This is a genomic window from Promicromonospora sp. NPDC057138, assembly GCF_042670845.1.
Classification (GTDB): domain Bacteria; phylum Actinomycetota; class Actinomycetes; order Actinomycetales; family Cellulomonadaceae; genus Promicromonospora.
Genome location: NZ_JBHUUX010000016.1, coordinates 35,452 through 54,844 on the forward strand (window position 1 = coordinate 35,452; position 19,393 = coordinate 54,844).

At 73.6% G+C, this 19,393-nt stretch carries 11 protein-coding genes; 2 read left to right on the forward strand and 9 right to left on the reverse strand.

Going from position 1 to position 19,393, the window contains the following annotated elements:
• Positions 1–484 precede the first annotated feature (484 nt).
• Positions 485–2,374, forward strand: a complete 1,890-nt coding sequence (locus ACFT2C_RS11895; protein ID WP_377207264.1) for an HNH endonuclease — start codon at positions 485–487, stop codon at positions 2,372–2,374.
• A 190-nt stretch (positions 2,375–2,564) separates the two neighbouring features.
• Here ACFT2C_RS11895 and ACFT2C_RS11900 read toward each other — a convergent pair whose 3' ends face one another.
• On the reverse strand, positions 2,565–3,245 hold the full coding sequence (locus tag ACFT2C_RS11900) for a pyridoxamine 5'-phosphate oxidase family protein (protein WP_377207265.1): 681 nt from the start codon (positions 3,243–3,245) through the stop codon (positions 2,565–2,567).
• A gap of 114 nt (positions 3,246–3,359) precedes the next feature.
• Between ACFT2C_RS11900 and ACFT2C_RS11905 the strand changes: the two genes are divergently transcribed.
• The gene (locus tag ACFT2C_RS11905; RefSeq protein WP_377207266.1) at positions 3,360–4,694 is read left to right on the forward strand and encodes a PLP-dependent aminotransferase family protein; all 1,335 of its coding nucleotides are present in this window, start codon (positions 3,360–3,362) and stop codon (positions 4,692–4,694) included.
• On the opposite strand, the gene ACFT2C_RS11910 is transcribed toward ACFT2C_RS11905, so the two are convergent.
• From ACFT2C_RS11910 to ACFT2C_RS11945, 8 genes are all read right to left on the reverse strand, one after another.
• Positions 4,691–6,550 (reverse strand): ABC transporter ATP-binding protein, encoded by a 1,860-nt coding sequence (locus ACFT2C_RS11910; RefSeq protein ID WP_377207267.1) that lies wholly within the window; start codon positions 6,548–6,550, stop codon positions 4,691–4,693. The two genes, ACFT2C_RS11905 and ACFT2C_RS11910, sit on opposite strands and share 4 nt — an antisense overlap.
• Positions 6,547–8,442, reverse strand: a complete 1,896-nt coding sequence (locus tag ACFT2C_RS11915; RefSeq protein ID WP_377207268.1) for an ABC transporter ATP-binding protein — start codon at positions 8,440–8,442, stop codon at positions 6,547–6,549. The genes ACFT2C_RS11910 and ACFT2C_RS11915 overlap by 4 nt, the downstream gene beginning before the upstream one ends.
• A gap of 60 nt (positions 8,443–8,502) precedes the next feature.
• Positions 8,503–9,279 carry a dimethylargininase gene (gene ddaH, locus ACFT2C_RS11920; RefSeq protein WP_377207269.1) on the reverse strand — a complete coding sequence of 259 codons (777 nt, stop codon included), beginning with the start codon at positions 9,277–9,279 and terminating at the stop codon, positions 8,503–8,505.
• 9 nt (positions 9,280–9,288) lie between these two features.
• On the reverse strand, positions 9,289–12,051 hold the full coding sequence (locus tag ACFT2C_RS11925) for a GNAT family N-acetyltransferase (RefSeq protein WP_377207270.1): 2,763 nt from the start codon (positions 12,049–12,051) through the stop codon (positions 9,289–9,291).
• Complete coding sequence (locus tag ACFT2C_RS11930) at positions 12,048–14,549, reverse strand: GNAT family N-acetyltransferase (protein ID WP_377207271.1); 2,502 nt, start codon at positions 14,547–14,549, stop codon at positions 12,048–12,050. The genes ACFT2C_RS11925 and ACFT2C_RS11930 overlap by 4 nt, the downstream gene beginning before the upstream one ends.
• Complete coding sequence (locus tag ACFT2C_RS11935) at positions 14,546–15,916, reverse strand: lysine N(6)-hydroxylase/L-ornithine N(5)-oxygenase family protein (protein WP_377207272.1); 1,371 nt, start codon at positions 15,914–15,916, stop codon at positions 14,546–14,548. The genes ACFT2C_RS11930 and ACFT2C_RS11935 overlap by 4 nt, the downstream gene beginning before the upstream one ends.
• A complete protein-coding gene (locus ACFT2C_RS11940) occupies positions 15,913–17,499 on the reverse strand; it encodes a pyridoxal phosphate-dependent decarboxylase family protein (RefSeq protein WP_377207273.1) in 1,587 nt (528 codons plus the stop codon). The genes ACFT2C_RS11935 and ACFT2C_RS11940 overlap by 4 nt, the downstream gene beginning before the upstream one ends.
• Before the next feature lie 160 nt (positions 17,500–17,659).
• Entirely contained in the window at positions 17,660–19,378 is a 1,719-nt protein-coding gene (locus tag ACFT2C_RS11945) for an IlvD/Edd family dehydratase (protein ID WP_377207274.1), read from the reverse strand.
• Between the last annotated feature and the right edge of the window lie 15 nt (positions 19,379–19,393).

Below are 19,393 nucleotides of genomic sequence, written 5' to 3' on the forward strand. Positions count from 1 at the left end.
AGGTTTGGATCTGGGGATGCGGAGCGCTCGGATCGAACATATATTCGAGGCGTAGATGATCGTTCAGTCGGCTGATGTGTGGAAGGCGGTGGAGTTGATGGCCGGAAGCGTCGGTGAGCAGGGCGTGGCCACTGTGGTGGAACGTTCGCTGAGGCACGCCCTGGCCACCGTGTCTGCCGTGCCGCCGCCCGCTGTGGTGGCAGACGCGTGCATGCCGACGCTGAGCTGGGGCTGTTCGCCGGTCGGTGAGGCGGGCGAGCTTCCGACGGCTGTGGTGACCTGGCCCGGTCATGCTCCCCTCGCCCGTGTCGTGGCGACGCCGGTCACCACTGCCGCGTCACCTGACACCACAGGGACTGCCGCTCGCGCTGACGCTGACACGGCCGACGCTGCTGATGGCGTGGCCCCGCTCCCCGGTCCTGGTGCAGGTGCTGGTGAGCCCGCCGTCAGGGGTGTGGTTCAGGAGGTCTCCACGCCTGTCACTGTGCCTGTCGCCGCGGGTGCGATCGACGCGGTCGATGCCGTCGCTCTGCCGGACGTCGCCCTGCCGGACGTGAGCGAGCTGCCGGTGGGCGGTGGCCTGGTTGATGTGCTGGCGGGTGTCGAAGTCGCGGACACGAGTGATGCTGGGTTGTTGGACGTGGCGGCGCGGTGGCAGGACGTGGTCTCGTGGGCGACGGCGATGCAGTCGCGCGTGCTGGGCGAGATCGGGCGTCGGCGGGGCTGGACCGAGGAGCACAGCGCCGCCGCCGCTGAGATCAGCGCACGGTTGCGGGTACCACAGGGCGAGGCGAACAAGCACATGGCCCGCGGTGCGGGCCTGGCCGAGCACACCCCGGTCCTGACCGCCCTCCAGCACGGCCTGATCGATGTCGCGAAGGCCGACATCCTGCTGCGGTCCGGCAACCCGTTGACCACCGAGGAACGAGCCGAAGCGATCGCCCTGTACCTGCCGCAGGCGCCGGAGCACACCCGCAGGTGGTTGCGGGACAAGATGAACGAGTTCGCGAACGGGCTCAAGGGCACCATCGAGGTGGTCAAGCACGCTCGCGCCCGGCGTGCGGTCTTCCTGGACCCGGCCGACAACGCCATGGCATGGCTCAGCGCGAACCTGCCCGCTACCGACGCCGCCGCGGTGTGGGACGCGATCGAGCAGGCCGCGCACACACTGCGCCGGTCCCCGGGCGCGACCCGGACCCTCGCCCAGGCCCGCGCCGATGCCCTGGTCGCGATCACCACCGGCCGCCTCATCGTCCCACCCACCCCCGAATGCGCCCCTACAGGCGAGGGCACCGCCACGACCGGCACCACCACGCGCACAGGAGCGGGGACCACGGGCACGGGCACAGGGAACACGGACGAGACCACCGCCACGAACGCGGGCACGCCCGCCGGTGTCTCCGGTAGCCCGGTCGAGAGCCACACCGTCCAGGACGTCACCATGGCCACGCCGGATTCCGGACCCGTGATCGACGGACGCGCGACCGACGAGTCTGCGAGAGACGGGTCGACGAGAAGGGGGTCGACGAGAAAGGGATCCGCGAGAAACGGGCCAGCGACGGCCGAGTCTGGCGAGTCTGGCGCGAACGGCTCTGGCGCGGCCGAATCTGGCGCGGTGGGCCCCGACGAGCCCTCCGTGCCGCGGACGACCGTGCCCGCCACGGGATGCACGTGCGGCGGCTGCACCTGCGGCGGGACCAGCATCCGGGTCGTCCCGGTCAGGCCCCAGATCCGCATCACGATCTCTGCCGGCGCGCTTCTCGGCCTTGACGACACCCCCGGCCAGCTAGACGGGTACGGGCCTATCCCCGCCGACATCGCGGCCCAGATCGCGGCCGACGCAACCTGGCAACGCCTGCTCACCGACCCCGTCACCGGGATCCTGACCGACTACTCCACCACGACCTACCAACCCGGCAAGGTCCTGCGTCAGGCCGTCATCGCCCGCGACCACACCTGCGGCTTCCTGCAGTGCGAACGCCCCGGTCGCTGGGCCGACCTCGACCACATCGTCCCCTACGACCACCAGCTCGACCCCACGACGCTGCCACCAGGCACTCCCGGACAGACCCGCGCCACCAACCTGCAGCCACTTTGCCGGGCACATCACCTTGCGAAAACCCATCACGGCTGGACTCCCGTCCGCGACCCTGACACCGGCATCACCACCTGGACCGCACCCACCGGACACACCTACACCCGTCCGGCCACCCAGACCGGACAGGTCACCAACGACGCCACCAGCCTGACCAAGGACACCCGAATCCGCCTCGGACAACCACCCCTCAACCAACACTCGACAGCAGACCCAGCCAGCGAGCAACCGCCCACCGAACAGCGACTACGACGCTTCCCCGACCAACCACCCTTCTAGCGTCCTGAATCGGGAATCTTGTTCAGTGTGGCGAGTCGTTCGAGGATCCGATCTCCTCAGCCATCGACCGGGCCGACCAGTGCGTCACGTTCTTCGGTGCTCAGGTGCGCGACGGAGCGACCTGACGCGAGCTCGAGAGCATCGCCGATGTCACCCGCTGCCGTGCTTCCCTGGCTCTGGCCCCGCGCGTTCACCCCCGCCCGAGCTCCGCCGCTCGCCGAAGCACGATCTCGGGCACCGGCTCGGACACGTAGTCCTCGGTGACGGGCTCGGAAGCCACCCGGCGCACCGGCACCTGGCCCGCCCAGCCGGTGAGCTCGAGGTCGCCCGGCTCGAGCGTGGCGCCTCCCGCGCGCTGCTTCATCGAGGCCTCGGCCAGGGGCAGCGCGATCACGACCGTCGCGGCGAGCTCCTTGCGCGTGGCCGGCCGGAGCGTCGCGGACCGCCCGGGCAGCATATGGTCCACGACCAGGTCGAGCGCCCGGCACCGCTCCTCCGCGTCGCTGACCAGCCGCGGCCGTCCGATCACCACCGCCGAGCGGTAGTTCATCGAGTGGTGGAAGCCGGTCCGCGCCAGGACCAGGCCGTCCAGCTCCGTCACCGTCACGCAGACGTCCTGCTCCAGGGCGGGCCCGAGCCAGCCCGCGGCGACCGATCCGTGCAGGTAGAGCGTGCCGCCGTCGTCCGGCCCGGACTCGTCGACGCCGAAGGCCGTGGGCAGCACCACGGGGTGCGCCCCCGCGACGACGCCCAGGTGCGCCACGAGCGCGTCGGAGAGCAGCGCCATGAGCCGCTGTCGGTCATCGACCTGGCGGTTCCGGCCGCGGGTCGGGGTGGTGCGGGCGGTGGGTGAGAGCTGCTCCGTCGTCATGCCGCTAGCCTGAACCGGATGTGGCATACAAACACGAGCCAGTTCGCCACTACTCAAACAGGCCACTTGTCGCGGCGCCACCAGCCCAGCCCCGGAGAGGACATAGAGGACACCATGCTCCCCGTCCGCCTCGACCGCTCCCGCCCCGAGCCGCTTCCCGCCCAGCTCGCGGCCGCCGTCCGCGGGCTGGTGACCGACGGGACCCTCACCACGGGCGACCGCCTGCCGTCCAGCCGCGCGCTGGCGGCCGACCTCGGCGTGGCGCGCGCCGTCGTCGAGCAGGCCTATGACCAGCTCCTGGCCGAGGCCTGGGTCGAGACGCGACGCGGGTCGGGCACCTTCGTGGCGTCGGGTGAGGCGCTCCCGGTGCGGGCTCCCCCGCCGCGGCTCGCGACGCGCGAGCCGCGGTACGTCCGCCTGGACGCCGGCACGCCCTGGATCGACCCGCGCCACCTCGCGGGCTGGCGGCGCGCCTGGCGGGAGGTGTCCGCGGCCCGGCCGCCCCGCGGCTATCCCGACCCGCGCGGGCTGCCTGAGCTGCGCGAAGCGCTCGCCGAGCGGCTCGCCCGTACCCGGGGCCTGACCGTGGGGCCCGACGAGATCCTCGTGACGGCCGGCACCACTGACGGGGTCCGGCAGCTCCTGGGCGCGCTCGGCCCCGGCGACGTCCTCGTCGAGGACCCCGGCTACCGCGCCGCGGTCGAGACGGTCCGGGCGTCCGGCCGCGCCGTCGTCGACCATCCGGCCTTCGCGCCCGTCACGGACCTGTCCGGCTGCGCCGCCGCCTTCGTCACGCCGGCCCACCAGCATCCGCTGGGCCGGGTCATGCCGGCCGCGGACCGGCTGGCGCTGCTCGCGGCGGCCCGCGCGGCGTCGACCGTGGTCGTGGAGGACGACTACGACTCCGAGTTCCGGTACGACGTCGCCCCCGTGCCCGCCCTCGCGGTCCTCGACCGGTCGCGCGTCGCGTACCTCGGGACCGCCTCGAAGTCGGTCAGCCCGAGCCTGCGGCTCGGCTGGCTGGTCGCGCCGCCGGAGGTGCACGAGCGTCTTGTCCGACGCCGCACGATCACCCACGACACCCCACCGTGGCCCACCCAGCGCGCGCTGCTGACCCTGCTGCGCGACGGCTGGGCCGACAAGGTCGTGCGCACCGCACGGCGGGTCTACGCGGACCGGGCGCCGCGCGTCGCGGCCGCCCTGGAGCCGCACGCCGAGCTCGCCGGGCCGCTCGCGGGGATGTACTCGACCTGGCTCACCGACCCGGACGCCGCCCTCGCGGCCCGGGCCGCCGCCCAGGCCGCCGGCTTCGACCTCCCGCTCCTGGCCGAGTACTGCCGCAGCGCCAGCCTGGCCGGGCTCGTCGTCGGCTTCGGCGGCGTGACCGACGACGAGCTCGACCGGGCCCTGTCCGCGATCGCCGCGGGCCTGGTCGGCTACGGGCGTTAGACCAGCGAGTCCTGCCACGCCGCGTGCAGCCGGGCGTACCGCCCGTCGCCCGCGATCAGGTCGGCGGGCGTGCCGTCCTCGACGATGCGCCCGTGCTCCATGACGAGCACCCGGTCCGCGATCGCCACCGTGGACAACCTGTGGGCGATGATGATCGCCGTCCGGTCCGAGAGCAGCGTCTGCAGGCCGCGCTGCACGAGCCGCTCGCCGGGCATGTCGAGCGAGGACGTCGCCTCGTCGAGCACCAGGACGGCGGGATCGGCGAGGAACGCCCGGGCGAACGACAGCAGCTGCCGCTGCCCGGCCGAGACCCGCCCGCCGCGCTTGTTCACGTCGGTGTCGTAGCCGTCGGGCATGTCGAGGACGAACTCGTGCGCGCCCACGGCGCGCGCCGCCGCCTCGATCTCCGCCTGGCTGGCGCCGGGGCGGCCGAGCGCGATGTTCTCGCGCACGGACCCGCTGAACAGGTAGGCCTCCTGCGTGACCATGACGACGGCGCGCCTCAGGTCGGTCGAGGCCAGGTCCCGCACGTCGACGCCGTCCAGGCGCACGGCGCCCTCCGACGCGTCGTAGAACCGGGTCACGAGCTTGGCCACCGTCGACTTGCCGGCGCCGGTGGTGCCCACGACAGCCACGGTCTGGCCGGCCGGGATGGTGAGGTCCAGGTCGGGCAGCACCACTGGGCCGTCGCCGTACTGGAAGCGCACGTGGTCGAGCCGCAGCTCGCCGCGCGCCCGCCCGTCCGCCAGGGGCAGCGGCGTCGGGTTGGCGGGCTCGGTCACCGTCGGCTCCTCCGAGAGCAGGCCCGACACCTTCTCCAGCGCCGCCGTCGCGGACTGGAAGGAGTTGTAGAACATGCCGAGCTGCTGCACGGGCTGGAAGAACCGCTTGCAGTACAGCAGCACGGCCGCGAGCACACCCACCTCGAGCGTCCCGTCGAGCACGCGCCAGCCGCCGATCGCGAGGGCCGCGACGACCGTCATGTTGCCGATCAGGATCAGGCCCGGCTGGAACCGGCCGTTGACGCCGAAGATCTGCAGGTTGGCGTCGCGGTAGTCCTCGCCGAGCTTGCGGTACTCGGCCTCGGTGGTGGGCTCCCGGCGGAACGCCTGCACCGCGCGCATGCCCGTCATGGTCTCGACGAACTTCACGATCAGCCGGGCCGACGCCGTCCGCTGCTCCCGGTAGAACCGCTGCGACATGCGCTGGAACCAGCGGGTGAGCAGCCACGCCGGGACGAACGCCACGGCGAGCACCAGCCCGGACCGCCAGTCCACGAAGAACAGGAAGCCGAAGGTGAACACCATCAGCAGCAGCGAGGAGACGACGCCGGTCAGGCCGCCGTCGAGCAGCTCGCGCAGCGCCTCCAGGTCGGACGTCTGCCGGGAGATGATCCGGCCTGACGTGTACGACTCGTGGAACTCCAGCGACAGCCGCTGGGTCTGGCGGAACACGCGGCGCCGCAGGTCGAGCAGCACGGCCTGGGCGATGCGCGCGGCGGCCCGCACGTAGGCTCCCGCGGCGACGCCGCCGAGCACGGCCGCCGCGAGGTACCCCGCGCCCAGCAGGACCAGCGGCGTCACCGAACCGTCGCGCAGGGCCGGGACCGCCTCGTCGATGGTCACGCCGACGAGCAGCGGCCCGGCCACCTGGCCGAGCGTGGAGGCCACGACGAGCACCGCCGCCCACACCAGGGCGTGCTTGTGCGGGCGCAGCAGGTCGCCCAGGAGCTGCATCGACCGGCGCCGGACGCTGCGCGAGGCATCCTTGCCGAGGCTCGTCACGTCGTCCGCTGCGGCATCGGTGGGCCGACGGCGGTCGGCGGGTCCGGTGCTGGGCTCAGTGGTGACCGTCATGAAAGCGCCTCCTGGCTCTGCGGGTCGGAGCTTCGCTGGTCGGAGCTTCGCTGGTCGGGACTGTGCGCCTCGTAGTCCCCCTCGAGGCTCGAGATGATGTACCGGTAGTGCGGGTCGCGCGCGAGCAGCTCCTGGTGCGTCCCGACGGCGGTGATCCGCCCGCCCTGGAGCACCGCCACCCGGTCGGCGAGGGCCACCGTGGACGGCCGGTGCGCGATGATGAGGCTGGTCGTGGCCACGAGCACGTCCCGCAGCCGGGCCGTGACGGCCTCCTCGGTGGTGATGTCGAGCGCGGACAGCGGGTCGTCGAGCACGAGCACGCGCGGCCGGGCCGCGATGGCGCGGGCCAGCGCGAGGCGCTGCCGCTGCCCGCCGGACAGCGACATGCCCTCCTCGCCGATGCGGGTGTCGACGCCGTCCGGCAGGTCGGCCACGAACTGCGCCTGGGCGACCTCGAGGGCCTCGTGCAGCAGGGCCTCGCGCTCGGCCTCCGGGACCTCGTCGGGGACGCCGAGCAGCACGTTGTCCCGCACGGACGCGGAGAACAGCGTCGGGTCCTCGAAGGCGACGGCGACCCGCTCGCGCACCTGGGCACGCGTCATCCGGCGGACGTCGACGCTGTCCACCTCGACCACGCCCTCGGTCACGTCGAAGAGCCGCGGCGGGAGCATCGCGAGTGTCGACTTGCCGGACCCGGTCAGGCCGACCAGCGCCGTTGTGGTGCCGGGCGGCAGCTCCAGGTCGACGCGGTCGAGCACGGGGCGCGCGGCGTCGTCGTGCTGGAAGGTGACGTTGCGGAAGGCGACGTGGCCGCCCGACTGCCCGTCGAGTGCCGGGGCGGCGGCCGCACCGGTGTCCGGGTCGGTCAGCGGGTTGACCGTGTCCATGACCTCGAAGAACCGGTCGACGGCGGTGCGCGCGTTGAGCGTCATCGACAGGGTCATGCCGAGGTCCACGACCGGGCCGTTGATGACCGCGGTCGTGGCGAAGAACGCGACCAGGGCGCCGAGCGTCATGTCGCCCTGGGCGACCAGGTAGGCACCCACCACCAGCGCCACACCGTTCGTGACCTCGGGGATGACGCGCAGGGCGGTCGTCAGGCCGGCGTCCGTGGTGGCCTTGCGGATCTCTGTCTCGCGGAGCTCGGCGGCCTGGTCCGTGAACTGGTCCAGCGCGTCCGGGCCCCGGCCGAACGCCTTCAGCACGCGGATGCCGTGCACCGACTCCTCGACGGTGGTGGCGAGGTCGCCCGACTGGTCCTGGGAAAGCCGCGAGATCTTGCGGTACTTGCGGGAGAACCGGAATGCCAGGATCGTCACGGGGATCGAGCCGCACAGGAAGATGATCCCGAGCCAGCCGCCCGTCACCACGAGCAGGGCGACCCCCAGGACGATGGTCACGAAGCTGACCACGAGCTGCAGGATGCCGAACACGAGCCAGCGCCGCAGCAGGCCGAGGTCGCCCATGATGCGGCTCAGCAGCTGACCGCCGGGCCAGCGGTCGTGGAACGCGACCGGCAGGTCCTGCAGGTGCCGGAACAGGGCCATGCGCATGACGGCCTCGACGCGCGTGCCGGGGAACATCACGAGGGTGCGGCGCAGCAGGATCAGGCCGGCCTCCCCCGCGCCGAGCACGGCGACGAGGACGACGGACCAGATCAGGCCCGTCCAGTCGTGCTCGCGCGCGCCGGTGGCGAGCGGGCCGTCGGTGACCCATTGCAGGACGCGTGGGATGGCGAGCGCCATGATGCTGGCGCCGAGCGACGCGACCAGGCCGCCGATCAGGCGCGGCAGGGCGCTGCGGACGTAGGGGTACAGGCGCCGGATCGAGGCGAATGTGCTGCGCTCGGGAGAAGGATCAGATCGATTCGAACTTTCGTCGGTGGGAGGCATCGAGACCATTATCGCGCCGGGTGCAAGTTGTTAGTTTCGGTAAGCACCTAGCCTCCGGCTTCAGCGCACCCGCACCGACAGGCAGGTCACGCAGCCCTCGAGCTTCTCGAACTCCGTGACCGGCGTGGTGAGCACCGTGAGCCCGCGGCCGCGGAGCAGCTCCGCCGTGGCGGGCGCGGCGTCCGACAGCAGCACCGTGGTCTCGTCCAGCACGACCACCGCGTTGCCCTCCGCCTCCGGGACCGGCAGGAACTCCTCGAAGAGGGTGACGTCGTCGACGAGGGGCCTGTACCCGATGATCGTGCCGTCGGGCAGCGCGGTGACCGCCGACTTCAGGTGCAGCGCCCTGGTCACGGGCACCTCGACGACGCGCCACCCGCGCGGTTCGAGCAGGGCCCGGAGCTGTGCCGCGCCGTCGCCGTTCGTGCGCGCCGTGCGCCCGACGTACGCGGTGCGGCCGACCTTCAGGATGTCGCCACCCTCGAGCGTGCCCGGCTCGGTGATCTCGGCGATCTCGTGCACCACACCCTCGACCACCTGTCGCACCGACGCCACCTCGCCCCGCCGGGACAGCGCACCGGGACGCGTCAGGACGGCGAGCCCGTCGAAGACCACCACCGCGTCCTCGACGAAGACCCCGTCCGGGTGCCCCTGCGCGGCCGGCACCTCGCGCACGGCCCAGCCGCGGTCGCGGAACACGTCCACGTAGCGCCGCCACTGCACGGCGGCGAGGCCGGCGTCGACCGGGACGCGTTCGAGGTGGGTCAGCTCGCCGTCCGCCAGGCGGGGCGACGGCGGGCGGACGAGCAGGGTGCGGGGGGCCGGTTCGGTCACCATGCCGCGACGTTAGCGGACGGCGGTCTGGTCCACCACGGCATCCGCGAGCGCTCGCTCCCGCGTCAGGTAGGAGATGCGGGCCTCCTTGGGTCCCTGCGGCGACTCGAACCGCACGACGTCGCCCACGGTGAAGCCCATGGCGATCATGCGGCGCAGCGCCTTCTCGTTGCGGGCGTCGGGCTCCCCGACGATCCGGTCGGTACCGGGCCCGGCGAAGAGGAAGCCGCGCATGGCGGGGCCGAGCACGGTCCAGGGGTCCTCGGGCGACCCGTGCCGGGCGGTCGGCCCGCGGCTGCCGAGGAAGAAGTGCAGGCCGAGATCGCCGGGGCGGGCGTCGTAGGCGGTGGCGACGGGGTCGTGCTCCGGGTGGTAGGCCTGCACGAGGACCACGGGCTCGCCGTCCCAGCGCACGAGGTAGGCGTGGTGGGTCGGCAGGGACTCCACGAACGCGTAGGTGTCGCGCACCTCGTCGCGGGTGTGCTCGCCCATCCCCCAGAAGGCGGCCCGCGGCTGGGTGAACCAGCGGTGCAGGACGTCGGCGTCGGCATCCGGGTCGAGCATGTGCACGGTGATGACGCCGTCCGGGCCGAAGTCGCGGCGCCACACCTCCTGGCCGCGCGCGCCGCCCAGCAGCCGGCCGGTCGTGTCGGCGGGGTACAGGCGGTCCCAGTCGGTGACGACGGGTGTCGTGCGGGCGTCGGCCCAGGTGGCGTGCTGGTCGTCGAAGTGCGGGCTGCCGGGACGGCCGTCGGCACCGAAGGGGACGCCCCACCGGCTGTTGGCGCGGTCGGCGAGGTCCCAGACGTAGCGGGCCACGGACCCGCGGTAGGCGGTCGGCGACACGCCCGGGGAACCGCCGGTGCAGCGCACGGTCTCGTTGTTGCCCGAGATGGGCGCGGGAGTGATGGCCGCAGTGCTGATGTCGGCCGGGACGGGGAGCAGCGGGTTGGGGACATGCAGGTCCCCCCAGGTCGGCTCGCCCTGCGGTCGGTTCTGTGGCTCGCCCTCGGTCGGCCCATCCAGCCCGGCACGCTGCCTGACGCCGGCGCGCGTCACCTCCGCCAGCGCAGCGCTCGCCTTTGACAACGAAGCGCTCACCTCCGCGGCGGTGTCGATGCCGAGCCAGTCGGCCGCGAGGATGCGCGCGAGCCCCGCCCCGACCGCCGTCGGGACGTCGAAGGACCCGCCGAGCACCGGGGCGAGGGCCGGGTCCTGCCCGTGCGGCTCGTGCAGGGCGGCGAGCACGGGGTGGGCGGCGAGGCGGCGCGCGAGGGTGTCGCGCCAGCGCATGTAGAGGGCGGCGTCGGTGGAGGCGGCGTCGACGTGGGCGCCCGCGGCGACCCAGGCGCGCAGCCGGCCGGCGGCGTCGGACGTGTCGGCGGCGAGGTGCGCGACGAGGCCGGGCGCGCCCAGGTCGCGGGTGTCGCCGTGGATGCGGGCCTGGGTCGCCGGCGACTCCGGGGCGGAGGCCGCGGCGAGGAGCTGCCGGATCCGCTCCGCGCGGTGCGGCGGGTAGGACCAGCCGAGGTCGTGCGCCTCGCGGCCCGGGCGGGCGTCGCGCGGGCCGACGCCGGGGCGGCCGTCCAGCCCGGCAGGCGCCTGGGTCACGGGCCGCTCGTTCGCGTCGACGGCCACCTGGGTCACCGGCGTCGGCGCAGGGAGGTCGACGTACTCGTCCGCGGGCTTGGCGGCGGGCAGCGCGCGGTCGGGCATGACGGAGGCGACGGCGGGGACCTTGCCGGCGGTCAGGCTGAGGACGGCGCCCGTGCTGTCCGCGGTGAGCACCCGGTTGACGGGGTCGACCCACCCGCCGAACGCGTCGGCGACGTCGTGCGCGGTGCGGGCGTGCAGGAGGGCCCGCCAGGAGGCGACGCCGACGTCGGACAGCTCGCGCGCGGGCCAGTGCAGGCGCCAGCCGCCGGGCCCGGCGCTGTCCGCGCCGTCCGACACGACCTCGACGTGGTGCGCCGACGCGTTGGTGATGCCCCACGCGACGGACGACGCCGGGTCCTGCCCGGTCGCGGGCCGGACCGCGTGCCCGAAGTGCAGGATCCCGGGCACGCCCGGGAAGGCGAACCCCAGCACGTCGTACGGGCCGGCCGGGTCGGTGCACGCGAGCCGGACCTGCTGGTACGGGCCCGGGAGCTCCAGGGTGCGGTGCGGGTCCCCCGCGACCAGCGGGCTGCCCGACTCCGTGAACGACCCGTGCACCGCCCACGCGTTCGAGCCGGAGCTCGCCCCGGCGTCGGCCGCGAACAGGGCGAGCACCTGCTCCAGCGGCACGCCTGGCACATGCAGGTGCCGGGCCACGTGCGCGCGCCACAGGACGCTCGGGAACCCGTTGAACAGCACGTGGGCCGCGAGGAAGAGGCCGATCGGCGTCCACGGCTCCCACGGGCGGTGCGGCAGCCCGGCCAGCTCGGGCACGTCGCGCCCGCCGGCGGCCAGGCCGGCGCTGACGCCGTCGGCGTAGGCGGCCAGCCACGCGCGCTCCGGCTCTGCCAGGGCCTCGTAGATGCGCTGGGCCGTGGCCGCCAGGCGCTCCCGCGCGGCGAAGGCGTCCCAGGCGGCGCCCGCCGCGCCGGCGAGGTCGGCGTACCGCTCCTCGGCCCGCAGCCGCTCGGCCTCGATCTGCAGCCCCCGGTCCTGGGCGGTCACCCAGCCCTGGCCGTACGCCACGGCGGCCTCGGAGGCGGCCCGCACGTGCGGGATGCCGAGGTCGTCACGAAACAGCTCGAAGCTCTCGGTGCGCGCGGCCACGTCGTCCATCATCTCTCTGCCTGTGTGACAGCTTGTCTGCCCGCCGGGTTGGGAAGAGTGCCCGCGTAGATCAGGGACTCCGACTGGTTGGTCAGGTCCACCATCTGCAGGGTGTTGCGCAGCTGCAGGCGGTTGAGGCACGAGTGCGCGAAGCGCGCGACCCGCAGGTCGACGCCGGAGGCGACGTCCGGGTGCTCGGCGGCGTGCCGGTCGATGGTCTGCGCCACGAGCGCCCAGAACCGGTCCTCGCCCAGCACGCCGTCCTTCGCGAAGATGCCGGACAGGTGCCGCAGCACGCCGTCGAACACGTCGGTGAAGATCGCGAGCGCCTTCTCCTCGTCGTCGACGACGGCGCGGATGCGCTCGATCGGGTCGGGCAGGGGGCGGTCGCCGAGCATGGCGACCTCCTCGCCGATGTCCTTCATGAGGGCGCGCCGGACCACGCCGTCGCGCAGCACGAGGATGAGGTTCTCGCCGTGCGGCATGAACGCCAGCTCATGGGCAAGGAGGCAGTGCACCAGGGGGTACAGGTAGGCGTCGAGGTAGGCGCGCAGCCATTCCTCGGGCGCGATGCCGGACTCGCGGACCAGGGCGGTCGCGAACGAGGTGCCGCCGGCGTCACGGTGCAGCAGGCTCGCCATGGTCACCAGCCGCTCCCCCGCGCCCAGGCGCGGGACGGGCGACTCGCGCCACAGGGCGGCGAGCATCTTGCGGTGCGGGTTCGGCTGCGGCGTGCGGTGGTAGACGTCGCCCGTGTAGCCGACCGACGCCACCTCGCGCAGGACGCCGAACCCGGCGGCGCGCAGGGTCGCGTCGCCGTCGACGAGGTCGGCGACCCAGTCGTTGATCTGCGGCGTGACCCGCATGTAGGCGGGTGAGAGCCCGCGCAAGAACCCCATGTTCTGGATCGCGAGCGCGGCCTTGACGTAGTGCCGCTCGGGGCGGGTGCGGTTGAACATGGTGCGGATCGACTGCTGCGGCTGGTACTCGTCCGAGCCGGGGCCGAGCGGCACGAGGTCGCCGCGGGCGACGTCGGCGGCGAAGGTGATGGCGACGCGGTGCTCCCACTGCCACGGGTGCACGGGGAGGTAGAGGTAGTCCGCGCTGTCGAGGCCGCGGGCGGCGAGGCGGTCGGCGAAGGCCGCGCGCTCGGCGTCGGACAGCTCGGCGCCGTAGTGGGCCTGCTCGGTCTGGTCGGCGGACAGCGCGAGGTGGGTGTGCTCGCGGCGGGCGGCGAGCCACAGCATCCGCAGGCGCCCGCCCCGCTCGGGCGCGTAGGCGCGGTAGTCGCTCAGGGAGAAGCCGATGCGGCCGTTGTTCGCGACGAAGCTCGGGTGCCCCTCGGACATCGCGGCCTCCACCTGCTGGAACGACTCCGCGACGGCGCGGGTGCCGGACGCCGTCCGCATCGCCTCCAGCAGCCCGCTCACGGCGGGCGTGTGCCCGTCGCGCTCGCGCTCGCGCTTGGCGGCCGCGCTGGCCAGGGTGGACGACAGCTCTTCGAGGTAGGTCGCCAGCAGCGCGTCCGGCACCTGCAGCAGGGGCTGCAGCTCCGCGATCAGCTCCAGCGCGTCCACGGGCAGGACGACGTCGCCGCGCGGCCCGGCGTCGGCCGTGCGGCGGACGGACGCCGGATCGATCACCCAGTGCTCCAGGGCGTACCGGCGGGCGGCGAACCGGTAGGTGACGCCGTCCAGGGCGAGGCGGTAGGCGGCGGGCGCGGTCGGGTCCGGGTCGGTGGGGGCGTCGGGGTCGGGCTCCGGCTGGAACAGGCGCTCGTGCGCGAGCTCCGCGAGCGCCTTGGCGACCAGGTGCCGGTGGGCGTGCTCCATGTGGTCGGCGGTCAGGTGCCCGGCGGTCAGGCTGGAGCCGGGCGGCGGGCCGTCGCCCAGGGCGGACGCCGCGAAGTCGGCGCGGGTGGCGATGCTCAGGGCGGCGCGCTTGGCGTGCGCGCCGCGGCCGAGGTCCACCTCGCGCAGCACGCGGAATCCCGCGGCGGCGTTCTTGGCGGCGATCTTCCGGTTGCCGACGTCGGGCTCGACGACGACGCGGGTCGCGCCGCGGCCGGCGGCGCCGTCCGGCCCACCGTCGGACAGGCAGAACCGCATGACCGCCGTCATGACGGCGTCGGTCAGGCCGTGCCGCGGAGTGGCGGGCGGGGCGACGAGCAGGTGCATGCCGAGGTCGCCGGGCTGGGCGTCGTGCACGCCGACGAGGAGGACGCGGGCCGGGTCGTAGGTCTCGGTCATGAAGACGGGTTCGCCGTCGAGGCGGCCGAGCCAGGCGTCCTCGTGCGGGCCGCCCTGGACGGCGGCGAGGTACTCGCGCACCTCGTCGACGGCGAGCCCGCCCATCTGCCAGTAGGACGCGGCCGGGTGGGAGAGCCAGCCCTGGACCAGGTCGGCGTCGCGCGCCGGCACCACGGGTTCGAACGTGACCTCGCCGAGGCGGGTGGTCGTGGCGAAGGTGTGCGGGGTTGTCGGGGTTGTCGGGGCTGTCTGGGCGGTCACCGGGCGGCCTCCATCTCGTTGTCCTGCGGGCCGGTCTCGACAGGCTCGACCAGCGATGTGGGCAGGCCGAACTGCTGGAAGGCGATCCGGCGCTCGATCGGGTACGGCTCGCGGCCCGTGACGTTAGCGAGGATCACGGAGTTGCGCCAGGCCCCGAACCCGAGGTCCGGCGCGGTCACGCCGTGGGTGTGCTCCTCGCCGCCCGCGACGTGGATCCGCCGGTCGGAGTCCACGGTGTAGTCGCGGGTGACCTCGTACCGGCCGCGCTCGTCCAGGCCGACCAGGCCCGGGGCCAGGAATCCGGGCACGGCGCCGGCGTAGCCCGTGGCTGCGACGACGGCGCGGGTGCGGTGCTCCGCCGTCGTGCCGAGCTGGGCGTGGCGCAGGGTCAGGACGTACTCGCCGGCCCCGTCCGCGCCGTCGGCGTCGAACCGGGAGGCGACCACCTCGGTGTCGGACAGCAGCGCGGTGGGCACCTCGGCGCCGAGCGCGGACTTGCGGTACAGGGTGTCGTAGATGTCGTCGATCAGGTCGCCGCTGATGCCCTTGTAGAGGTTGCGCTGCTCGCGGCCCAGGACGTCGCGCTGCCCGAGGGGCAGAGCGACGTAGTGGTCGGTGTACTCGGGCGACGTCATCTCGAGCGTCAGCTTCGTGTACTCCATGGGGAAGAACCGCGGCGAGCGGGTCACCCAGCTCAGCCGGTGCTCCCCCGGCCCAGCGCCGCAGCCGTCCAGCAGGTCGCGGTAGACCTCGGCGGCGGACTGCCCACTGCCCACCACGGTCACGCTGCCCGACGCCGCCAGCGCCGCCCGGTTCGGCAGGTACTCGCTGGTGTGCACCACCGGACCCGCGCCGGCCAGGCCGGTCAGGGCCGCCGGGAGGCGCGGCTGGGTACCGGTGCCGAGCACGAGGTGCTTGGCACAGTATTTTTCGACGCCGTGCGCGGCCTCCGCCGTCAACTCGAAGACGTAGCCGCCTGCTTCCGTGGGGTCCGGCACCCGGACGACGCCCGTCACCCGCCGCCCCCAGCGCAGCGCCGGGAGCTGCTCGGCGACCCAGCGGCAGTACTGGTCGTACTCGGCGCGCAGCGGGTAGAACGACTCGCGGATGTAGAACTGGTACAGCCGCCCGGTCGCCTTGAGCCAGGCCAGGAACGAGTACGGCGACGTCGGGTCGGCCATCGTCACCAGGTCCGCCAGGAACGGGACCTGGAGGGTGGTCCCCTCGATCAGCATCCCCGCGTGCCAGGAGAACCCGTCGCGCTGGTCCAGGAACACGGCGTCGACGTCGTCCAGGGGCTCGGCGAGGGCCGCCAGGCCCAGGCCGAACGGGCCGATCCCGATGCCCAGCAGGTCGTAGGTCTTCATCGGGCCTCTCCTTCGGTGCGCGGCAGCCGCGGGTGCACGTCGCGGCACGGCGGCTCGTCCGTGTCCGCGAGCGCCTCCCCCGCGAGCAGGCCGTGGGCGGCGGAGCGGACGAGCTCGAGCACGCCGCGGATGTCGGCGAGCGTGGCGTCCGGGTTGAGCAGGGTCAGCTTGAGGCAGGGGCGGCCGTCGATGACGGTCTTGGCGACCAGGGCGCGGCCGGAGTCGAACAGGACGCGGCGCACCTGCGGGACCAGGGCGTCGGCGCGCTCGGCGTCGAGGCCGTCGGGCTGGTAGCGGAACAGCACGGTGGACAGGTCGGTGGTGCCCACGAGCCGGAAGTCGCGGTCGGTCGCGAGGTCCTGGTGGACGGCGGCGGCCAGGTCGCAGACGGCGTCCACCAGGGCGCCGATGCCGTCCGGGCCCAGGGCGCGCAGGGTGACCCAGAGCTTGAGGGCGTCGAACCGGCGGGTGGTCTGCAGCGACTTGTCGACCTGGTTGGGCTCGTCGTTCTCCTCGGGGTTGAGGTAGTCGGCGTGCCAGGCCACAGGCGCGAGGTCGGCGCGCTCGCGCACGATCAGCGCGCTGGAGGACACGGGCTGGAAGAACGACTTGTGGAAGTCGACGGTGACGCTGCGGGCCCGCTCGATGCCGGCCAGCAGGTGGCGGCGCGTGGGGCTGACCAGCAGCCCGCAGCCGTAGGCGGCGTCGACGTGCAGCCAGGTGCCGACGGCGTCGCACAGGTCGGCGACCGGGCCGAGCGGGTCGATGCGGCCGCGGTCGGTGGTGCCGGCAGTGGCGACGACGGCGATCACGGTGTCGCCGGTGCGCTCGATGTCGACGAGCGTCTTGGCCAGGGCGTCGGGGCTCATCCGGCCCTCCGCGTCCGTGCCGACGGCGACCACGGCGTCGTCGGGCAGGCCGAGCAGGAGGGCCGACTTGGCGATGCTGAAGTGGCTCACTGCCGTGGCGAGGATGCGCATGGACTCCAGGCGGGTGCCGGAGCGGCGTGCCTTCTCGCGCGCCAGGAACAGGGCCTGGAAGTTGGACTGGGTGCCGCCGGAGGTGAAGACGCCGTCGGCGCCGTCCCCGCCCTCGACTCCGACGTCGACCGGGAACCCGATGCGGCCCGCCGTCCACTCGACCAGGCGGCGCTCCATGAGGGTGGCGACCGTGGACTGGTCGTAGGTGTCGACCGAGGTGTTGATGGCGGCCAGCATGGTCTCCGCGCCCACCGCGGGCAGCGCGACCGGGCAGTTCAGGTGCGCCGTGTAGGTGGGCTCGTGGAACCAGATGGCGTGCTTCGCGTACAGGTCGCCCGCCTCGCGCAGCGCCTCCCGCGTGCCCGACGGCGGGCCGTCCAGGTCCACGGCGTCCACCAGGTCCTGCAGCTCGGAGCGGCTGGCGCCCGAGAACGGCTGCGTGACGGACTTCAGCCGGGCCGCCACGTCGTCGGCGACCTCGCGGACCGTGTCCGCATAGGCACTCGCGGTAGCCCCGCGCAACAGCGCGGTCGTGTCGTGGCTCGCCCCCTGCCCGGGTGCGGTGGTCACTGGCTGCGTCTCTGCGGGCAGGCGTGAGGGCATGCGGAAGGCTCCTCTGAAGAGGGGTGCGGGAAGGGGCAAGTACGTCGCCCCGGACCGGACGATCCGGGGCGACTTAGGTTTGCCTGACCTAACTTAACCGCTGGGCGGGGCCCGTCAAGCCACGGGCGAAATCGGGCGAGTGGCGCCCGTCACTCTCGGGTCAGTGGGACTCTCGGGACACCTCGTCGCCGCTCGATCCCACGAGGAAGTCGAGGTCGGCGCCGGTGTCGGCCTGCAGGACGTGGTCCACGTACAGCCGCTCCCAGCCGCGGGTGGGCGCGGCGTAGGCGGCCGCCGCCTCGGCACTGGGTGCGCGGGCGGCCAGCTCGTCGTCGGGCACGTCGAGGGTGAGCCGCCGGTCCGGCACGTCCAGCTCGATCCAGTCGCCGGTGCGGACCAGCGCGAGCGGGCCGCCGGCCGCGGCCTCCGGGGCCACGTGCAGCACCACCGTGCCGTAGGCGGTCCCGCTCATCCGCCCGTCGCAGATGCGAACGACGTCGCGCACGCCGGCCTCCAGGAGCTTCTTCGGCAGCGGCATGTTGGACACCTCCGGCATGCCCGGATACCCCTTGGGCCCGCAGCCGCGCAACACCATGACCGAGTCCGCGTCGACGGCCAGGTCCGGGTCGTCCACGCGGGCGTGGAAGTCCTCGATGCTCTCGAACACGACGGCGCGCCCCCGGTGCCGCATGAGGTGGGGCGACGCCGCGGCGGGCTTGATGACGGCGCCCTGCGGGGCGAGGTTGCCGCGCAGGACGGCGATGCCGCCCTCCTCCAAGAGCGGCGCCTGCCGCGTCCGGATGACCTCCGGGTCCCAGATCGCCGCGTCGTCGAGGTGGTCCACGAGCGGCCGGCCGGTCACCGTCAGCGCCGTCGGGTCCAGCAGGTCGCGGACCTCGCGCAGGACGGCGAGGAACCCGCCGGCCCGGTACAGGTCGTCCATGAGGAACCGGCCGGCCGGTGCCAGGTCGACCAGGAGCGGCACCCGGGAACCGATCCGGTCGAAGTCCTCCAGCGTCAGGTCGATCCCCAGCCGGCCGGCGATGGCCAGCAGGTGCACCACGGCGTTCGTGGACCCGCCGATCGCGGCCAGGGCGACTATCGCGTTGTGGAACGAACCCCTGGTCAGCAGGTCGCTCGGACGACGGCCGGCCGCGACGAGCTCGACCGCGAGCCGCCCGGTGTCGTGCGCCGCCTCCAGCAGCCGGCTGTCCGGCGCGGGGGTGCCCGCGACGCCCGGGATGACCGTGCCGAGCGCCTCCGCCAGCAGGCCCATGGTCGAGGCCGTGCCCATCGTGTTGCAGTGGCCCTTGCTGCGGATCGTCGCCGACTCCGACGTGAGGAAGTCGCTCTGCGACAGGGTGCCCGCGCGGACCTCCTCCGACAGCCGCCAGACGTCGGTCCCGCACCCGAGCGGCGTGCCGCGAAAGGTCCCGGTCAGCATCGGCCCGCCGGGCACGACGACGGCCGGCAGGTCGACCGAGGCGGCGGCCATGAGCAGCGACGGGATGGTCTTGTCGCACCCGCCCAGCAGCACGACGCCGTCGATGGGGTTGGCGCGGAGCATCTCCTCCGTCGCCATCGCCGCCATGTTGCGCCACAGCATCGCCGTCGGGCGCACCTGGGTCTCCCCCAGCGACACCACCGGCAGCTCCAGCGGGATGCCGCCCGCCTCGAACACGCCGTCGCGCACCGACGCGGCGACCTCGGTCAGGTGCTTGTTGCACGGGGTCAGGTCGGAAGCGGTGTTCGCGATGGCGATCTGCGGGCGGCCCTCGAACGCCGAGGCGGGAGTGCCGCGGCGCATCCAGGCCCGGTGGATGTAGGCGTTGCGGTCCTGACCCGCATACCACGCGGCGCTGCGCAGGGGTGTGGTCATCGTTTTTCCGATCGT

Coding starts and splice junctions, on each gene's coding strand:
- ACFT2C_RS11940 (WP_377207273.1), bottom strand. CDS start 17,499: ATGCCCTCACGCCTGCCCGCAGAGACGCAGCCAGTGACCACCGCACCC.
- ACFT2C_RS11915 (WP_377207268.1), bottom strand. CDS start 8,442: ATGCCTCCCACCGACGAAAGTTCGAATCGATCTGATCCTTCTCCCGAG.
- ACFT2C_RS11945 (WP_377207274.1), bottom strand. CDS start 19,378: ATGACCACACCCCTGCGCAGCGCCGCGTGGTATGCGGGTCAGGACCGC.
- ACFT2C_RS11900 (WP_377207265.1), bottom strand. CDS start 3,245: ATGACGACGGAGCAGCTCTCACCCACCGCCCGCACCACCCCGACCCGC.
- ACFT2C_RS11910 (WP_377207267.1), bottom strand. CDS start 6,550: ATGACGGTCACCACTGAGCCCAGCACCGGACCCGCCGACCGCCGTCGG.
- ACFT2C_RS11905 (WP_377207266.1), top strand. CDS start 3,360: ATGCTCCCCGTCCGCCTCGACCGCTCCCGCCCCGAGCCGCTTCCCGCC.
- ddaH (WP_377207269.1), bottom strand. CDS start 9,279: ATGGTGACCGAACCGGCCCCCCGCACCCTGCTCGTCCGCCCGCCGTCG.
- ACFT2C_RS11935 (WP_377207272.1), bottom strand. CDS start 15,916: ATGAAGACCTACGACCTGCTGGGCATCGGGATCGGCCCGTTCGGCCTG.
- ACFT2C_RS11925 (WP_377207270.1), bottom strand. CDS start 12,051: ATGATGGACGACGTGGCCGCGCGCACCGAGAGCTTCGAGCTGTTTCGT.